General features: G+C 66.8%; 14 protein-coding genes and 1 tRNA gene. 4 read left to right on the top strand and 11 right to left on the bottom strand.

Annotated features, from left to right (window positions below; genetic code table 11):
• Window positions 1-57 precede the first annotated feature (57 nt).
• The 4 genes from NUW51_RS11840 to NUW51_RS11825 form a co-directional block, all read right to left on the bottom strand.
• Window positions 58-426, bottom strand: a complete 369-nt coding sequence (locus NUW51_RS11840) for a response regulator (protein ID WP_265587719.1) — start codon at window positions 424-426, stop codon at window positions 58-60.
• The gene (locus NUW51_RS11835) at window positions 390-3839 is read right to left on the bottom strand and encodes a CheR family methyltransferase (protein WP_265587718.1); all 3450 of its coding nucleotides are present in this window, start codon (window positions 3837-3839) and stop codon (window positions 390-392) included. The genes NUW51_RS11840 and NUW51_RS11835 overlap by 37 nt, the downstream gene beginning before the upstream one ends.
• A 129-nt stretch (window positions 3840-3968) precedes the next feature.
• Window positions 3969-4529, bottom strand: coding sequence for a PAS domain-containing protein (locus tag NUW51_RS11830; RefSeq protein ID WP_265587717.1), 561 nt, complete (start codon window positions 4527-4529; stop codon window positions 3969-3971).
• 141 nt (window positions 4530-4670) lie between these two features.
• Window positions 4671-4763 (bottom strand) — tRNA-Ser (locus tag NUW51_RS11825).
• A gap of 131 nt (window positions 4764-4894) precedes the next feature.
• On the opposite strand from NUW51_RS11825, the gene NUW51_RS11820 reads away from it, so the two are divergent.
• A complete protein-coding gene (locus tag NUW51_RS11820; RefSeq protein WP_265587716.1) occupies window positions 4895-5659 on the top strand; it encodes a Crp/Fnr family transcriptional regulator in 765 nt (254 codons plus the stop codon).
• Here NUW51_RS11820 and pyrC read toward each other — a convergent pair.
• The gene (gene pyrC, locus NUW51_RS11815; RefSeq protein WP_265587715.1) at window positions 5656-6696 is read right to left on the bottom strand and encodes a dihydroorotase; all 1041 of its coding nucleotides are present in this window, start codon (window positions 6694-6696) and stop codon (window positions 5656-5658) included. The genes NUW51_RS11820 and pyrC overlap by 4 nt on opposite strands.
• Before the next feature lie 202 nt (window positions 6697-6898).
• Here pyrC and ygfZ point away from each other — a divergent pair, with 202 nt between their 5' ends.
• Together ygfZ and NUW51_RS11805 are read left to right on the top strand one after the other, a co-directional pair.
• Complete coding sequence (ygfZ, locus tag NUW51_RS11810; RefSeq protein ID WP_265587714.1) at window positions 6899-7597, top strand: CAF17-like 4Fe-4S cluster assembly/insertion protein YgfZ; 699 nt, start codon at window positions 6899-6901, stop codon at window positions 7595-7597.
• Window positions 7594-9567, top strand: coding sequence for a TonB-dependent receptor (locus NUW51_RS11805; protein ID WP_265587713.1), 1974 nt, complete (start codon window positions 7594-7596; stop codon window positions 9565-9567). The genes ygfZ and NUW51_RS11805 overlap by 4 nt, the downstream gene beginning before the upstream one ends.
• An 81-nt stretch (window positions 9568-9648) precedes the next feature.
• On the opposite strand, the gene NUW51_RS11800 is transcribed toward NUW51_RS11805, so the two are convergent.
• The 5 genes from NUW51_RS11800 to NUW51_RS11780 all read right to left on the bottom strand — a co-directional run bounded on the left by NUW51_RS11800 (window position 9649) and on the right by NUW51_RS11780 (window position 15187).
• On the bottom strand, window positions 9649-10068 hold the full coding sequence (locus NUW51_RS11800; protein ID WP_265587712.1) for a rhodanese-like domain-containing protein: 420 nt from the start codon (window positions 10066-10068) through the stop codon (window positions 9649-9651).
• A gap of 2 nt (window positions 10069-10070) precedes the next feature.
• Window positions 10071-12746 (bottom strand): aconitate hydratase AcnA, encoded by a 2676-nt coding sequence (acnA, locus tag NUW51_RS11795; RefSeq protein ID WP_265587711.1) that lies wholly within the window; start codon window positions 12744-12746, stop codon window positions 10071-10073.
• A gap of 169 nt (window positions 12747-12915) precedes the next feature.
• Window positions 12916-13440, bottom strand: a complete 525-nt coding sequence (locus NUW51_RS11790) for a DUF4142 domain-containing protein (RefSeq protein ID WP_265587710.1) — start codon at window positions 13438-13440, stop codon at window positions 12916-12918.
• A 62-nt stretch (window positions 13441-13502) separates the two neighbouring features.
• A complete protein-coding gene (locus NUW51_RS11785) occupies window positions 13503-14039 on the bottom strand; it encodes a DUF4142 domain-containing protein (protein ID WP_265587709.1) in 537 nt (178 codons plus the stop codon).
• A gap of 194 nt (window positions 14040-14233) precedes the next feature.
• The gene (locus tag NUW51_RS11780; protein WP_265587708.1) at window positions 14234-15187 is read right to left on the bottom strand and encodes a S41 family peptidase; all 954 of its coding nucleotides are present in this window, start codon (window positions 15185-15187) and stop codon (window positions 14234-14236) included.
• A 62-nt stretch (window positions 15188-15249) separates the two neighbouring features.
• Between NUW51_RS11780 and NUW51_RS11775 the strand changes: the two genes are divergently transcribed.
• Entirely contained in the window at window positions 15250-15750 is a 501-nt protein-coding gene (locus NUW51_RS11775; RefSeq protein WP_265587707.1) for a MarR family winged helix-turn-helix transcriptional regulator, read from the top strand.
• Here NUW51_RS11775 and fumC read toward each other — a convergent pair.
• Complete coding sequence (gene fumC / locus NUW51_RS11770) at window positions 15747-17138, bottom strand: class II fumarate hydratase (protein ID WP_265587706.1); 1392 nt, start codon at window positions 17136-17138, stop codon at window positions 15747-15749. The genes NUW51_RS11775 and fumC overlap by 4 nt on opposite strands.
• Between the last annotated feature and the right edge of the window lie 54 nt (window positions 17139-17192).

The raw sequence follows: 17192 nt of genomic DNA, 5'->3' as shown, positions 1-17192 counted from the left end.
GAAAGTGACGCGGTGGATGACTTAACATGGATCAGTCCGAGTCGGGAAGTGGACCGGCTATTGCCCTTCGATCGCGATCCGCAGCTCGTCCTCGAGCAGCCCCGGCGTACACGGCTTTGAACAGAAGCGCGCCTCGGGGAAGCGCTCATGCAGCTTGGCCGGTTCAGCATGGCCCGAATGAAAGACGATCGGTACCCCATCAGCCTTCAGCCGCTCGGCCACCGGGAACACGTCTTCGCCATCGAGCTGCACGTCGAGGATCGCCGCATCTGGCTTGCCGAGGTCGATCGTCGCAAGGCTGTCGGCGACATTCTCGTGCGGACCGATCACCGCATATCCCGCATCCTCGAGGGTATGCTGGATATCGATGGCGATCAGGATCTCGTCCTCTACGACGAGGATTTTATACGGCTGTCCGGACGACATGCTGCTGGAAGGTTCAACGTTAATCGGAACGCCCTCTCGCTGCTCTCTTGCTCGACGCTCGCACCCAATTGGCGCGCCGACACGTCGACCAATGTGGTTCCAAACCCCTGATGCTCCTCGACGTTCCGCACCTCGCTGAGCTTTTCTTCCCAATCGAGGTGGATCGCGCCGTCCTGCGTCTCGTGCCAGCCGATGGCGAGGCTCGCCTCACTGTCGCCGAGCGCCCCATATTTCATCGAATTGGTCGCCCATTCGTGAAGCAGCAGCGCCAGCCCGGAAACCGCCGCCTGGCGAATCTCAACCGCCTCGCCCTCGATCGACAGGCCGTCATGATCGGCATAGGGCGCCAACGCAGCGCGCACGAGGTCGCCGAGATCGCTACCGTCCGTGCCCTCGGCGTTGGTCAGCGAATGCGCCCGGCCCAGCGCGGCGATCCGTTCGCGCAGCGTGCGCGACATGTCGCCCACATCCTCGCTCGAACGCGCGGCGAGGCTGATCATGCCGCCGATCACCGCGAACAAATTCTTCACCCGGTGGTTCATCTCGCGCAGCAGGAGCTCGCGCATGGCGATCCCCTCGGCCTCGCTGGTGACATCGAAATTGACCCCGACGAGCCGCCGTGGCCGGCTGCCCTCGACCAATCGTCCCAGCCCGCGCAGCGTGCGGATCGTGCCGTCCTCGTCGCGCACGCGGAAAGTCGCCTGGTAATCGGCCTCGCCGGTCATCGCCCGGCGTAGCGCCGCCTCGACCCGGTCGCGATCCTCGGGATGGATCGCGCTGATCACTTCGCCGATGGCGTGGCGATCGCTCGCCGTCAGCCCGAACATCCGTTCGACCGCCTCGTCGAGAACCGTGCTTTCCTCCTCGACGAGATATTCCCACACGCCGATGCCCGACACCTCGAGCGCCAGCTTGAGCCGTTCGCGTTCCTGCGCCAACTCTTCCTCGAGCGCCTTCGCCTCGGTAATGTCGGTGAACACCAGCGTCGCCCCCGACACGCTGCCGTCGAGGACGCGATAGGGCATCGTGCGCTGGAGATAGGTGCGTCCACTGCGCCCGCGCACCTGCCGCTCGATGGCGCCCTGCCCGGCAATGATCGCCCGCGCATCGTCGAGATAGCGATCGCTTTCGAGCTCGGAGGTCATTTCCTCCAGCCCGCGTCCGCGATCCGCCGGCTTCAGCGGGAACAGCTGTTCCGCCGCCTCGGTATAGCTGCGGATGTTGAGATCGCCGTCGAGCACCACCACCGCGAGCTGCGTGCTTTCGAAGAAGTTCTTCAAATCCGCATTGGCGATGGTCAGTTGGTCGACCTTCGATTTCAGTTCGTCATTGACCGTGGTAAGCTCCTCGTTGGTCGACTGGAGCTCCTCGTTCATGCTCATCATTTCCTCGTTCGAGGACTTGAGCTCTTCGTTGACCGTTTCCAGTTCCTCGACGGTACAGCGCAGCCGGTGCCGCGCCAGACGCAGCTCGTCCTCGAGGATCTGGACCTGCCCGTCATTGGGGCCCAGTTCGACGAGATCCTCGTCGAGCTCGGCGCGGAATTCGGCGATCTCGCGGAACACCAGCAGCTGGTTGCCATCGGGCAGCGGGTCGGCGATCACGTTGATGCGCTGGATGCCGAACTCGCTCTTTACCTCGACATCGCGCGCGACGACCCGGGCGCGCTCCTCGCGCACCTCGCGCAACAGCGGCACCAGCACCTCGCGAAGGCCCGGCCGTGCGAGCGACGTCGCACTCGCCTCGCCGGTCTGCCTGTTGGGAAATTCGAAATAGCGCGACAGGCGGCCATAGCTGTTCTGGATCTCGCCATGGTCATCGAGCACCATCGCGGCCGGCGAATAGCGATCGACGAGACGCTTCAGCGCGGCGTCGTCCTCCCAAGCCCTGTCATGCCGCGCGCGCCGCGCCCTGCGCAATTGGCGGCTGCTGCCACGCTCGCCGCTGCCGACTGCCAGCTGGGTGGGATAGGTGCCGCGCCCGCCCTTGCGCTTGAACAGCCGCGCTTTCTGGTCGATCGGCTCGAACAGGTCGTCGAACCGCCCAATGGTTTCCGAGGGGCCGAGCATCAGATAGCCGCCCGGCACGATCGAATAATGCAGGAGCGGGATCACCGCCTGCTGCAGCCGGTCCCCGAAATAGATGAGCAGATTGCGACAACTCACCATGTCGAGCTTGGAGAAAGGCGCGTCCTTGATAATACTGTGGTTGGAAAAGCGCACCATGTCGCGAATGCGCGGCGACACGGTGACATGATCGCCATGGTTGACCGTATAGCGTTCGCGCAAAGCGTCGGGCAGTTCGACCAGCGCAGCCGACGCATAACGCGCCTCGCGCCCGATATTGAGCATCGTCTCGTCGATGTCGGTGGCGAAGATCTGGACCTCACAGCCGACCTTGTGCCGCTCCATCGCCGCCGCGACCAGCATGGCCACCGTATAGGCCTCCTCGCCCGAGGAACAGCCCGGCACCCAGACGCGGATCTCTTGATCGCGCGGTCGGCCCTTGACCAACGGGTCGATGACCTCGTCGCGCAGCGCATCGAAATGCTCGGCGTCGCGATAGAATTTGGTGACATTGATCAGGAGGTCGCGGAACAATAACTCGCACTCGTCGCGATCATCGCCGAGCATCTCGACATAGTCGGCCGCGCTCTCGATCCCGAGCACCTGCATCCGCCGGGCGATGCGCCGCTCCAGCGTCGAGCGCTTGTAGCCCGAGAAATCATGCCCCACCGCGTCGCGCAGCGTGTCGCACAGATTGTCGATCTGCCCGACGATCTCGCTGGCCTCGCGATTGTAGATGCTCGAGCCCGACAGCCGCGCGAAATAGTCGCGCGCGGTCTCGACGATATCGGTCGGCTCGTTGACGAAATCGACCATCCCCGTCTTGACCGCCGAGAGCGGCATGCCGTCATAGCGCGCGCTGGTCGGCTCCTGAGCGATCGCCAGCCCGCCATGCTCCTTGATCGCGCGCAGCCCGATGGCGCCATCGCCCCCCGTGCCCGACACGATCACCCCGGCGGCGAACTGCTGGCGTCCCTCGGCAAGGCTGATGAGGAAATCGTCGATCGGCCGGCGCTGGCCGCGCGGCTGGTCGAACGGCTCAAGCACGAGCTTGCCCTCGCGCAGCGCCAATCCCTTGCCCGGCGGGATGATATAGACATGGTCGGCGACCGGCGTCTCGCCGCCCTCGGCCTGGAGCACCGTCAGCGCGGTCTCGCGCGCCAATAACTGCGCCATCAAGCTTTCATGATCGGGGTCGAGATGCTGGACGATGACGAAGGCCATACCGGTGCGGTTCTTCACCGAACTGAACATCTCGCGCAGCGCTTCGAGCCCCCCTGCCGAAGAGCCTACGCCGACGATCGGGATCGGCGCCTCCTCCGGCGCCCCGTCCTTCGTTTCACTCACTTGTACATGTCCGCCATCCGGACTTGATACGGCGGCGTATCGGTTGCGCCAAGCCCTTTGAATCAAAAACGGTCCAAAGTCCGTAGCCGGCCGAGATCAGCGCCAGAGGGGTGCGCGCTTGGCGCTGGCTCAGTAAAGCCGCGTGCCATTGTCGATATGCTCGACCAGCATCCTCGCCTCGGCGATCGCGCTGGCCGCATTGGCGAGCGCCGCGACGCTGCCGACCAGCATCATCTCGTGCGGATCGAGCGCCGCGCGCACCTTGTCGGTCGCGCTGCGGTAGTGGGCATCGAAGCGCTCGGCCTCGTCCTCGCTCGCCGCGCCGATGTCGAACTGGCTGGCGAACAGGAAGCAGTCGTTGCCATCGGTATCGCAGATGCGGCTCAGGGTCAGCATGTTGACGAAGGGCGCGCCCTCGGCGCGATAGTTGAGGAGGTTGACCCGGCACTGCCCGCGCCCCTTGCCCGCAAGGAAGGTGCGAAGCTTGGCCAGCCCCGGCTGCTCGCGCCGGTCGCCCTGGAGAAAGCGGCAGTTCTGGCCCAACACTTTCTCGCGGGGATAGCCGACGAGCTTGCAGAAGGCCTCGTTGACGCCCGCCAGCGGGTGATCCTCGACCGCCACCGGTGCCGCCGACAGCGACAAGGTCGATTGCTCCATATAATCCATCAGGCCACGCGGCAGTCCGGACATGCCAAAGCCTCCCTTCAACGGAAGAACGCCTCGCCTTCAATGTCGGTTGCACGACATTCGTGCAAGGCCTTGCCCACGCGACAGGCACAGCCACAGGAGGGTCGCGGCGTGACCGTTTCACCTCTCCGCTAAGGGGAAAAATGGCGGAGACGGAGGGATTCGAACCCTCGATACAGGGATTACCCGTATGACGCTTTAGCAAAGCGTTGGTTTCAGCCACTCACCCACGTCTCCGCATGCCCAAGGTCCTTGGGGGCTGAACCCGAGCCTCTAGCGAGACTCGCGCAGCGTTTCAACCGTGTAAAAACGGTGGGAGCCTTTTGCCGCGATGAGCCGTTCTGGCTGGCGGAACCAAGAGGAAGATCATGCCCTATTCGCCCCCGCCCGGAAGCCCGGAGGCCACGCCATCGACTGGCAATGCGTTGCTCGACATGATGCCGCGCGAACAGCGCGACGCGCTCGAGGGGGCAGGCGAGACAATCACGCTGGGCACGGGAGAAGTGCTGTTCGACAGCGGTCGCAACATCGAGCGGACCTATTTCCCGATGCAGCCGATGATGGTGTCGCTGCTCGTCGAGGTGGACGACCACCGCCGCGTCGAGGTCGCGACCATCGGCCAGGAAGGCGCCATCGGCGGGATCGTCAGTTGCGGCGACCTGCCCGCCTATACGCGTGCCGAGGTGCAGGTCGCAGGCCGCGTCCTCGCGGTGGGGATGGAGGCGGTGGAAAAGGTCAAGCGCGACAGCCTCGTCATCCGCGACCTCTTCTGCCGCTATGCCGACGCGCTGCTCGCCCAGATCATGCAGTCGGTGGCGTGCAACGCCTTCCACCCGATCGAGGCGAGGGCGGCGCGCTGGCTGCTGACGGCGCAGGACCGTGCCGGCGACAAACTGGCGCTGACCCAATCAGCGCTCGCCGCGCTGCTGGGGGTTCAGCGAACCAGCGTCAACGCGGTCGCGCGCCAGCTGCAGGACGAGGGATTGATCCAGTATCGCCGTGGCATCGTCAGCGTGACCGACCGCGAGGAACTCGAGCATCGCGCCTGCGAATGCTACAAGTCGGTCAAGCGGCACTTCGACAAGGTGCTGGGCAGCGCCGACGCCAACTGGATCGACAATTGCAGCCGCTAGGCTGACGCCAGCCGCCAGCGCATCATTGTGCCCGCCCGATAGGGCACCAGCGGTTCGGTGCCATCGTCGATTTCGGCGGGCACCTCGACCTCCACCTTCTCCAGCGTCACGCGCTCCTCGTTGGGCACAATGCCGTAGAAGCGCGGGCCATCGAGGCTGGCGAAGGCTTCGAGCCGACCCAGCGCGCCTTCCTCCTCGAACACCTCGGCATAGGCTTCGATCGCATGAGGCGCGTTGAAGATGCCGGCGCAGCCGCAGGCGCTTTCCTTGGCGCTTTTGGCATGCGGCGCCGAATCGGTGCCGAGGAAGAATTTGCCCGAGCCCCCCGTCGCCGCCGCGCGCACCGCGAGGCGATGCTCCTCGCGCTTGGCGATGGGCAGGCAATAGGCGTGCGGGTTGATGCCGCCCTTGAAGATGGCGTTGCGGTTGATCTGGAGATGCTGCGGCGTGATCGTCGCCGCGATCCGGTCCGAACCATCGGCGACGAACTGCGCCGCATCGCGCGTGGTGATATGTTCGAACACGAACTTGAGCGCCGGGTGACGCTTCAAGAGCGGCACCGCCACCTCGTCGATGAAGCGCGCCTCGCGGTCGAAGATGTCGACATGGTCCTGCGTCACTTCGCCATGGGCGAGCAGCGGCATGCCGATTTCTTCCATCTTCGCCACCACGGCGTCGATCTTGCGGATATCGGTCACGCCCGACGCCGAATTGGTCGTCGCGCCGGCGGGATAGAGTTTCGCCGCGACCCAGATGCCGTCGGCAAAGCCCGCCGCCATATCCTCGGGATCGCTGTCATCGGTGAGATAGGCGGTCATGAGCGGGGTGAAGTCCATCCCGCCCGGCAGCGCGGCGTTGATGCGGTCGCGATAGGCCGCCGCCGCTTTCGCGGTGGTCACCGGAGGCGACAGGTTGGGCATGACGATCGCGCGCGCGAATTGGCGCGCCGTATAGGGCAGCACGGCTTCCATCATCGCGCCGTCCCGAAGGTGCAGGTGCCAATCGTCGGGGCGGCGAATGGTGATCGTTTCAACCATGACGGAAGCCCCCGCTGTAGGACGTTTTCCCCTCTGCAAGTTGAGAAAGTTGACGGTGGGTCGGGGTGCCGGCGCGGACCGGTCCGACGCAGGAAAGAAGGGGGCTGGTCATCATGCCCCCCCGCCTACCAGCGATGAGGGGGCGTAGGACAGCTTTTTCGCCCGCTTCCCTTCGCGGGCCGCGCTCCCTAGATAGGCTGGCATGCCCGCAACCACCCTGACCGACCGCACGCTCCTCCGCCTCTCGGGCGATGATCCGCACGGCTTCCTCGACAAGCTCGTCACCAACCGCATCGCCCCCGAAGGTCCGAGCTGGTCGGGCCTTCTCACCCCGCAGGGCAAGGCCATCGCCGACTTCTTCACATGGGTCGACGGCGAAGACGTGCTCATCGACGTCGCCGCCGACGAGGCCGACGCGCTTGCCAAGCGCCTCGCCATGTATCGCCTGCGCCGCAAGATCGACATCGCGCTGGACGACAGCCTCGCCGTGCATTGGAGCGCGTCGGGCGAGGAGGGCCATGCCGACCCGCGCCATCCGGCCATGGGCCGCCGCTGGCTCGCGCCCGCGAGCGAACCCGCTAGCGGCTATGTCGAGCATCGCCTGCGCCTCAACATCTGCGAGGGCCATGGCGAATTGGGCGACCTCCTCTGGCTCGAATGCAATGCCGCCGAATTGCACGGCGTCGCCTTCGACAAGGGTTGTTTCGTGGGCCAGGAAAATACCGCGCGGATGAACTGGCGCGCCAAGATCAACCGCCGCCTGTTCATCGTCCAGGGCGAGCATGACAAGGCGCGCATTTCCTATCCGAACCTTGGCCTCTCGGTCGTCCACGCCCGCATCGACAATGTCCCCGAGGGTGCGCTCCTCCCCGATTGGCTCAAGGACGCGCTCGCAAAATGATCAGCCTCGCCCTCCTTCTCGCCGCGCAGGACGCGCCCATCATCGTCACCGGCGCGCCGCTCGACCCCGACGCGCCGCCCGCCGCCGTCATCCTCGACGAGGATGATGCCGCCACGTTGGCCAGCGGGCGCGCCGAGGAACTGTTCACCCGGCTGCCGGGCCTTGCCACCTTTCGCCGCGCCGATGCGCGCTCGGTCCATCCCACCAGCCAGGGCCTCACCCTGCGCGGGCTCGGCGGCAATGCGGCGAGCCGCGTCGCGCTCAGCGTGGACGGCGTGCCGCAAGCCGATCCCTTCGGCGGCTGGATCAACTTCGCTGCCATCGACCCCGTCGCCATCCGCCGCCTGTCGCTCACCCCCGGCGCGGCCGCGCAGCCCGGCGCGGTGACCGGCTCCATCGCGATCGACACGCTGGCGCGCACCCCGCGCACGATCCGTGCCGCCTGGGGCGGCGGCGACAGCTGGGACCTGTCCAACGCCGGGCATCTCAAGATCGGCGAAGGTTTCCTCCAGACCATGTCGAGCTTTCGCGAGGATGACGGGCTGATCCCGATCATCGCCGCGGATCGCGGCCCCGCCGACCGCGCCGCCCAGTCCGAACAGCGCGCCAGCCGCTGGCGCTTCGTCCACCCCGTCGGCGGCGTGGAAGCGCAGGCGGGCGTCGCTTTCTTCTCCGATGCGCGCGACCGCGGCTATGATGGCAGCGACAATGAGGCGCGCGGTCTCGATCTGTCGCTGCGCCTCGTCGAGCGCGAGGGCGCGCTGCCCTTCGAACTCACCGGCTGGTGGCAGGACCGCACCTTCGAGACGCGCTTCGCCGCCTTGGACGACGAGCGCGCCACCACGCGCCTCGTCCTCGACCAATATGACGTCCCCGCCACGGGCCTCGGCGTCGAAGGCAAGGTCGCTCTCGGCACCGTGACGCTCGGCGCAGGCTGGCGGCGCAGCGAGGCCAGCGTCGCCGAACGCTATTTCTTCGTCGACGGCGCCCCCACGCGCGAACGCAACGCAGGCGGGTCGACCAGCATCGTCGGTGCCTCGGCGGGCTATGCCGCGAGCGCGGGCGCGGTCGATCTCGACCTCACGGGGCGCGTGGATTTCTGGCGCATCGGCGAGGGATATCGCCGCGCCTTCACCCTCGCCGACGACAGCAGCCTCGAGGACAGCAGTTTCGCCGCCCGGTCGGGGACCCAATGGTCGGGCCGTGCCACCGCCAGCCATGACGCGAACTCGACAACTTTCTTCGCCACCGCGCATCGCGGCTGGCGCCTGCCGACGCTGAACGAACTCTATCGCCCGTTCCGCGTCGGGGCCGATGCGACCGCCGCCAACGAGGCGCTCGACCCCGAAACGAGCCACGGCGTCGACCTCGGCGCGCGTTACGACGAAGGCGCGATCACGCTCGGCGCGACGCTCTTCTGGCAGCGGCTCGATCAGGCGATCACCAACGTCCCCCTCGCCACCGGGCCGGGCCAGTTTCCCGGCGTCGGTTTCGTGTCGGGCGCGGGCACCTATTCGCAGCGTTTGAACGTGGATGGCATCACCAGCCGCGGGATCGAACTGGATGCGGGCTGGCAGGATGGCAGCGTCGATTTACGCCTTCTCTACGGTTTCGCCGACGCCCGGCTCGACGCCTCGGGCGATGCCGCCGCCTTCCATGGCAACCGCCCCGTCCAGGCGCCGCGCCATTCGGGCAGCCTGACCGGCGGCTGGAGCGAGAACGGCCACCGCCTCGCCCTTACCGCCCGCCTCGACGGTGCGCGCTATGACGATCTGGCCAATACGGTCGCGCTCTCCGCCGCCCTCAGCCTCGATGCCTATGCCCGCCTCGCCGCGCACGAGAAGGTCGCGCTCGAACTGCGTGCCGAGAATCTCACCGATGCGGAGATCTTGAGCGACATCGCCAGCGACGGGTCGCGCGAACGCGCCCGCGGCCGAACCGTCTGGCTGGGGGTGGTGCTGACGCCCTGACGGCGCCCCAGCGAAGGCTGGGGCCCATGCCATTTAGTATATTGGCCAGGACCTGGATCCCTGCCTTCGCCGGGATAACGGTCAGGAGGTCGGGATCTCGGTGGGAAAGCCCGCTTCGTCCCAAGCGATGAAGCCGCCGTCCATATGCGCGACCGTCTCGCCGCGATGCTCGGCCAGCATGGTCGCGGCCTCGAGCGAGCGACGGCCCGAGCGACAGTAGAGCACGACATTCTCGCCATCGAGCGCGGCCGGATCGAAGTCCGCGAGCGGCATGAGCCGCGCGCCCGCGACATGACCCTCGGCCCATTCCTCTGGCGTGCGCACGTCGATGAAGGTCGGCGGCTCGGGGGCCTCCAGCATGGCCGCGGCTTGGGCCGCCGACAGGGCGACGACCGGGGCCGCGATCTGCGCTTCGGCGATGGCGGGCGCCTCGCCCGCCCCCTCCCCTTCACCGCAGGCGGCGAGGAGAAGGCAGGCAGGAGCGAGGCGCCACAAGGTCATCGTTACGCCGCGAGGTTGCGCAGGACGTAGTGCAGGATGCCCGAATTCCTGAAATATTCGAGCTCGTTATAGGTATCGATCCGGCACTTGGCGGTGAATTCGACCATCTCGCCATTGGCGCGGGTCGCGGTGACCTTCACGTCCTGGCGCGGCTCGAGATCGGCGAGGCCCGAGATGGAGAAGGTCTCCGACCCATCGAAGCCGAAGCTCTTGGCGCCTTCGCCGTCGAGGAACTGCAGGGGCAGCACGCCCATGCCGACGAGGTTCGAGCGGTGGATACGCTCGAAGCTCTCGGCGATGACCGCGCGCACGCCCTGGAGGATGGTGCCCTTGGCGGCCCAGTCACGGCTCGAACCCGTGCCATATTCCTTGCCCGCGAGCACGATCAGCGGCGTGCCCTTGGCCATATATTCCATCGCCGCATCGTACATCGGCTCGACCTCGCCCGACGGGCCCTTGGTGTAGCCGCCTTCGACATCGTCGAGCATCTGGTTCTTGATGCGGATGTTGGCAAAGGTGCCGCGCATCATGACCTCGTGGTTGCCGCGCCGCGCGCCATAGCTGTTGAATTCGGCGCGTTCGACGCCGTGCTTCTGGAGATAGGCGCCCGCGGGGCTGTCGAGCTTGATCGCGCCGGCGGGCGAGATGTGGTCGGTGGTGATCGAGTCGCCGAAGATGGCGAGCGGACGCGCATTCTCGATGTCGCTCGTCGCCTCGGGCTCCATGCCCATGCCCTGGAAGTAGGGCGGGTTCTGGATGTAGGTCGACTGCGCGGGCCAGTCATAGGTGGCGCCGCCCGAGACCTCGATGGCCTGCCAGCGATCATCGCCCTTGTAGACGTCGGCATAGCGCGAGCGGAACATGTCGGCGTTGACGTTGGCATCGACCAGCGCGCGGACTTCCTCGTTCGAGGGCCAGATGTCCTTCAAGTAGACGTCGTTACCGTCCTTGTCCTTGCCGATCACGCAGGTGGTGATGTCCTCGCGGGTGTTGCCGAGGATCGCATAAGCGACGACCAGCGGCGGGCTGGCGAGATAGTTGGCGCGCACGTCGGGCGACACGCGGCCCTCGAAGTTGCGGTTGCCCGACAGCACCGAACAGGCGACGAGATTATTGTCGTGGATCGCCTTCGACACCGGCGCGGGCAGGGGCCCTGAATTGCCGATGCAGGTGGTGCAGCCATAGCCGACGAGGTCGAAGCCGATGGCGTCGAGATCGTCCGACAGGCCGGCCTTGTCGAGATAGTCGGTGACGACCTGGCTGCCGGGGGCGAGGCTGGTCTTGACCCACGGCTTGCGGGTGAGGCCGAGCGCGCGCGCTTTCTTGGCGACGAGGCCCGCGGCGATCATCACGTCGGGGTTCGACGTGTTGGTGCAGCTGGTGATGGCGGCGATCACGACATCGCCGTCGGTGATGCCATAATCCTCGCCCTCGACCGCGACGTCCTTGCCCTTCTGGCCACCGTCATATTGCGTGTCGAGCAGCTTCTGGAATTCGGACGCCATCGCCGAAAGCGCCACGCGGTCCTGCGGGCGCTTGGGGCCGGCGAGGCTCGGTTCGACGCTCGCCATGTCGAGGCTGAGCGTGTCGGTGAAGACGGGGTCGGGCGTCGAGGCATCGCGCCACATGCCCTGTGCCTGCGCATAGGCCTTGATGAGACCGATCTGGTCGCCGCGGCCCGACAGCTCCATATAGTCCATGGTACGCTGGTCGATCGGGAAGAAGCCGCAGGTCGCGCCATATTCGGGCGCCATGTTGGCGATGGTCGCGCGGTCGGCGAGCGAGAGGTTGTCGAGGCCGGGGCCGTAAAATTCGACGAAGCGGCCGACGACGCCCTTTTCGCGCAGCATCTGGACAATGACGAGCACGAGGTCGGTCGCGGTGACGCCCTCCGACAGCTTGCCGTCGAGACGGAAGCCGACGACTTCGGGCACCAGCATCGAGATCGGCTGGCCGAGCATGGCGGCTTCGGCCTCGATCCCGCCGACGCCCCAGCCGAGCACGCCGAGGCCGTTGACCATCGTCGTGTGGCTGTCGGTGCCGACCAGCGTGTCGGGATAGGCGATCGTGTTGCCCTCGGCATCCTGCGACGACCAGACGGCGCGAGCGATATATTCGAGGTTCACCTGGTGGCAGATGCCGGTGCCCGGCGGCACCACCTTGAAATTGTCGAACGCCTGGCTGCCCCATTTGAGGAATTCGTAGCGCTCCTTGTTGCGCTCATATTCGCGCGCGACATTCTGTTCGAACGCCATCGGCGTGCCGAACTCGTCGACCATCACGCTATGGTCGATGACGAGGTGAACGGGGACCTGCGGATTGATCTTCTGCGGATCGCCGCCAAGCGCCTTGATGCCGTCGCGCATCGCGGCGAGGTCGACCACGGCGGGAACGCCGGTGAAATCCTGCATCAGCACGCGCGCGGGGCGATACTGGATCTCGCGGTCGATGCGCTGATCCTTCTGCCAGTCGGCGATCGCCTGGACGTCCTCGGTCGTGACCGTCTTGCCATCTTCGAAGCGGAGCATGTTCTCGAGCAGCACCTTCATCGAGAAGGGCAGGCGCGAGACGTCGCCAACGGTCTCGGCGGCCTTTTCGAGGCTGTAATAATGGAAGGTCTGCCCGTCGACGGTAAGGGTCGAGCGGCTGTTCAGGCTGTCCTGGCCGGTGGCGGTCATGGAGGCTCCTCTTTGGGTTCGAATCTTTTGACGCGCACGGGGGCGCGCGCGATATGCGCCGCGCCCTAGCACCATGCTTTCAAAGAGGCAAAGCGTGGGCGATGCGAAAGGCTCCGAGCCGGTCGATCAACGGGCCGCGCCCTGCGGCCAGCCCCCCAAAGCGTCTAGCTCAATCTTTCAGCGCGTCGAGCGCCCGTAGCTGCTCGGCCAGCTTCTCGGCCGAAAATTCGGCGACCGGGCGCAGCGTCGCCGAGCCGCCCCGCACCGCATAATCCTGGTGGAACAGCCGCATGACCGGCACCAGCTCCTGCTGCTGCGCGACATAGGTCGCATCGAAATCGCTCGCCGTGCGCAGCGCTTCGAGCATCGCTTCATGCTGGGGCGTCATGACATTGTCGGGCAGCGCATTGACCCGCCGCCCGGCATAGCTGAGCTGGCCGCCGATCCCCTCGCCATTGGCACCCTGCAATGCCGCCAGCGCACGCACTTGCGGGTCGCGTGATCGCCCTTGCGCAAGCTTGGCCGCCTCGACCGCATAAAGCGCCGCCGAGCCCGCCACGTCGACGAAGGCGACCGCGGTCAGGATCGCGGGGCTCGCCGCCGCCGCGACCGGCGCGCTGGGCGCGCTCGTCCCGCCGCCCGCACAGCCCGACAGCATCAGCGCGCCTGCGCCCAGAACCAGCAATTTCCTCATCGATCATCCCCCCTCGCAACAAGCGCCATCCTATCGGCATGGCGGCGGGGGGCAAGCGCGTCCTAGTCGACCAGCCGCAATGCCGCCGCCTGCGCCGCCATGCGCCGCGCGCCGAACTGCGCCACCGGGCGCAGCGTGGCCGACCCGCCGCTGCGCGCATAGCTCGCATGGAAGGTCCGCATGGTCTCGATGAGGTCGCGCTGCTGGGCGAGATAGGTCGCGTCGAAATCGCGCGCGCGCCGCAGCCGGTCGAGCATGACCTGGTGGGTCCGCGTCAGCCGATTGCCTGGCAGCGCATCGACGCGCCGCCCGGCCCAGCTCAACTGCCCACCGATGCCGAAGCCACTCGCTTCCTGGCTCTTGGCGAAATTGCGCACCGCAGCGCTGCGCGCACGGGTCTTGGCAAGCCGCGCCGCCTCGACCGAATAGAGCGCCGCCGAGGCCGCGACATCGACATAGGCGCGCGGGCTCGGCGTAGCGGCCATGGTCGCGCTCGCTGCCACCGTGGCCGCCTGCGCCTGGCTGTCCGCTGCCATCGCGGGCGCGCTGCCCAGCATCGTCATGGCGCCAAGCATCGTTCCGGCAAGCGCCGGCATCATCCGTTTTTTCAAAGGTCCCCACCCCATCTCGTGCGGGGATGCTGTTGAAGCGCCCCCGTCGTTGTTCCGTTTTGAAACAATGACAGAGAGGCGCTGGCAGGCAAATGAACAGGCCTGTCGGTTGGCCGACGCCGCGCAACAACTGATCGTTAAGCCTGCCTGTTAACGCGTTTAACGGCGCCGACGGGGCGCGATCAGTCGGTGTCGGGCGCGGTGGCGGCGCGCAGCACCTCCCAGGCAGTCAGCTTCTCTTCGCCCGCCCCGGCCCAGACGTCGGGGACCACGCCGCCACCTTCCCAGTCGCTGCCGTCATAACGGCTCACCCCGCGATATTCGGGCAGATAGAGCGCGAAATCGCCGGGCAGCACCACCGCATCCATCACCGCATAGGCCGCCCCCGCCGAGCGTCGCCCGACGATGGTCGCGCGCTTTTCCTGCTGGAGAATGAAGGCCAGCGCCTCCGAGGCGGACGCCGAATCGCCGTCGATGATCACCGCGAGCGGCAGGTCGGAGGCGAAGCGCACCCATGCAGGCTCGGCGGGCTCGATATAATCGTGAGGCGCGCCGCTGCGGTCCATGCCGACCAGCGTCTGCGGCGCGCCGGCGGGCAGGAAGCTGCGCGCCACGAGGTTCATCGTATTGCCATCGCCCCCACCATTGCCGCGCACGTCGATGATGATCGCCTTGCTGCCGCGCAGCAGGTCGAGCGCCGATTCGAGGCGCGGGCGCACCCATTCGACGGGCAGCCAGGCCGCGATGCGAAGGTAGCCGATGCCGCCCGGCAGGCGCGACACCTCGCCGATCCCGAGCCCATATTCGAGCGCGTCTTGCGGTGCCTCGGCGGGCGGGTCGGGATCCTGCGGCGCGCCCGCGGCGATCCGCAAATGCTGGTCGGGGAGCAGGAAGCGCAATCCGGTCGTGAGCGTGCGCGCGCGCTCGTCCGGCGCCCCGCAAATCCGGTCGAACTGCCCGCTCGCCACGCGCTGCTCGATCCGCGTCGCCGCCTCCGCCCCCTTGTCGATGATGACGTAGCGGCTGCGCAGCGCGTCGGCGACGGCGTGCATGGTCGGCCCGGCATCAATGCAGGTCGCCTCGGCGTCGGCGGGAAGGGCGGAGCCTGCGAGGGCAGCCAGGAGAATCGAGATCATGGGTTCACATATCCTGTCCGATAAATTATGTAGGCGCCTACATATTATCAGGAGGCAGGTCAATGGCGGGTGAAAGCGACTATTTGCGTGAAGCGGGCGGTGAGGCGCTCGGCGGGCGACTGCGCCGCCTGTCAGAACGGATCGATCGCGAGGCCGACGCCATCTATCGCGACCTCGGCGTCACGTTCAGCCAGCGCTGGTTCGGCATCGTCAACCAGTTGCGCCTGCTTGGGCAAGCGACCGTCGGCGACATCGCCGCACGGCTCGGCATCACCCATGCCTCGGTCAGCGAGACCCGCCGCGCGCTCGAACGCGCGGGCCTGATCGAGGGCGTGGCCGACCCCGAGGACGCGCGCCGCCGCCTCCTGCGCCTCACCGCCGAGGGCGAGGCGGTGGTGCGGCGTCTTGCGCCGACATGGGAGGCCGACCAGCGCGCCACCGCCGCGCTGGTCGCCGAGGTGCCCGGCCTGATGGCGGCGATCGACGCGCTCGAGGACGCTCTCGACCGCCAGTCGCTGCAGGGCCGCGCGGCCGAGGAACGCGCCGCGACGAAGAACGCCTAGCGCCCGATCATCGTCTCGGGACGCACGACGCGGTCGAAGGTCTCTTCATCGACCAGCCCCAGTTCGAGGCCCGCCTCCTTCAGCGTCTGGCCCTTCTTGTGCGCATGCTTGGCGATGGCGGCGGCATTATCGTACCCGATCTCGGGCGCCAGCGCGGTCACCAGCATGAGCGAGCGGTCGACCAGCTCCTTGATGCGCTCTTCGTTGGCCTCGATGCCGTCGACGCAGCGTTCGGCAAAGCTGACCATACCCGTCGCCATCAGCTCGATCGAGCGCAAGACGTTCGAGCCGATGAGCGGCATGAAGACATTGAGTTCGAAATGCCCCTGCGCCCCGCCGATGGTGACCGCCTGCTGGTTGCCCATGACCTGCGCGGCGACCATCGTCAGCATCTCGTTCTGGGTCGGATTGACCTTGCCCGGCATGATCGAGGAGCCCGGCTCATTGGCGGGCAGCGAGAGTTCGCCCAGCCCCGAGCGCGGGCCCGAGCCGAGGAAGCGGATGTCGTTGGCGATCTTGTTCAAGCCCACCGCGAGGCTGTTGAGCGCGCCGTGGTAGAAGACCATGCCGTCCTTGGCCGCCAGTTCGGCGAACTTGTTGGGCGCGCTCTCGAACTTGGTGCCGGCGATGTCGCTGATCGCGCTCGCCATGTCCTCGGCCCAATGGTCGGGCGCATTGAGGCCGGTGCCGACCGCGGTGCCGCCGATGGCGAGCTTGCGAAGCGACCCGTTCATCGCCCCCTCGATGCGTTTGCGAGCGCTCACCAGCTGCGCGACATAGCCCGAGAACTCCTGACCCAGCGTGAGCGGGGTGGCGTCCTGCGTATGGGTGCGCCCGATCTTGACGATCGGGTCGAATTCCTTGGCCTTGGCGGCGAGCGAAGCAGTGAGCCGGTCGAGCGCGGGAAACAGCTCGTTCTCGGTCGCCAGCACCGCCGAGACGTGGAGCGCGGTCGGGAAGCTGTCGTTCGAGCTTTGCGACTTGTTGACATGGTCGTTGGGGTGCACCGGCTCCTTGCCGCCGCGCTGGCCGCTCAATGCCTCGTTGGCGATGCCCGCGATCACCTCGTTGACGTTCATGTTGGTCTGCGTGCCCGAGCCCGTCTGCCAGATGGTCAGCGGAAATTCGCCGTCGCGCTCGCCCTTGATGATCGACTGGGCGGCATCCTCCATCGCATCGGCGAGATCCTCGTCGAGCCCATGCTTGCGATTGACCCGCGCGGCGGCCTGCTTGACGATGGCCTGCGCCTTGACGATCCCCATCGGCATGCGCTCGCGCTCCGAGAAGGGGAAGTTCTCCAGACTGCGCTGGGTCTGCGCGCCCCAATAAGCCGAGGCCGGGACCTCGATGTCGCCGATGCTGTCGCTCTCGATACGGAAATCGCTCATCATGCTCTCCAATTGACTTTGGGGCGCGCGCTAGCCCAAGCGGGGGCCAACTGT

Source organism: Sphingomicrobium arenosum (assembly GCF_026157085.1).
Taxonomy (GTDB): domain Bacteria; phylum Pseudomonadota; class Alphaproteobacteria; order Sphingomonadales; family Sphingomonadaceae; genus Sphingomicrobium; species Sphingomicrobium arenosum.
The sequence above is the reverse complement of the archived record's forward strand: the minus strand, read 5'-3'. Positions and strand labels throughout refer to the sequence as shown.

What these genes read in the sequence shown, in the direction of transcription:
- NUW51_RS11840 (WP_265587719.1), bottom strand. Translation starts at nt 426, where the DNA reads ATGTCGTCCGGACAGCCGTATAAAATCCTCGTCGTAGAGGACGAGATC.
- NUW51_RS11830 (WP_265587717.1), bottom strand. Translation starts at nt 4,529, where the DNA reads ATGTCCGGACTGCCGCGTGGCCTGATGGATTATATGGAGCAATCGACC.
- NUW51_RS11820 (WP_265587716.1), top strand. Translation starts at nt 4,895, where the DNA reads ATGCCCTATTCGCCCCCGCCCGGAAGCCCGGAGGCCACGCCATCGACT.
- pyrC (WP_265587715.1), bottom strand. Translation starts at nt 6,696, where the DNA reads ATGGTTGAAACGATCACCATTCGCCGCCCCGACGATTGGCACCTGCAC.
- ygfZ (WP_265587714.1), top strand. Translation starts at nt 6,899, where the DNA reads ATGCCCGCAACCACCCTGACCGACCGCACGCTCCTCCGCCTCTCGGGC.
- NUW51_RS11805 (WP_265587713.1), top strand. Translation starts at nt 7,594, where the DNA reads ATGATCAGCCTCGCCCTCCTTCTCGCCGCGCAGGACGCGCCCATCATC.
- NUW51_RS11800 (WP_265587712.1), bottom strand. Translation starts at nt 10,068, where the DNA reads ATGACCTTGTGGCGCCTCGCTCCTGCCTGCCTTCTCCTCGCCGCCTGC.
- acnA (WP_265587711.1), bottom strand. Translation starts at nt 12,746, where the DNA reads ATGACCGCCACCGGCCAGGACAGCCTGAACAGCCGCTCGACCCTTACC.
- NUW51_RS11790 (WP_265587710.1), bottom strand. Translation starts at nt 13,440, where the DNA reads ATGAGGAAATTGCTGGTTCTGGGCGCAGGCGCGCTGATGCTGTCGGGC.
- NUW51_RS11785 (WP_265587709.1), bottom strand. Translation starts at nt 14,039, where the DNA reads ATGATGCCGGCGCTTGCCGGAACGATGCTTGGCGCCATGACGATGCTG.
- NUW51_RS11780 (WP_265587708.1), bottom strand. Translation starts at nt 15,187, where the DNA reads ATGATCTCGATTCTCCTGGCTGCCCTCGCAGGCTCCGCCCTTCCCGCC.
- NUW51_RS11775 (WP_265587707.1), top strand. Translation starts at nt 15,250, where the DNA reads ATGGCGGGTGAAAGCGACTATTTGCGTGAAGCGGGCGGTGAGGCGCTC.
- fumC (WP_265587706.1), bottom strand. Translation starts at nt 17,138, where the DNA reads ATGAGCGATTTCCGTATCGAGAGCGACAGCATCGGCGACATCGAGGTC.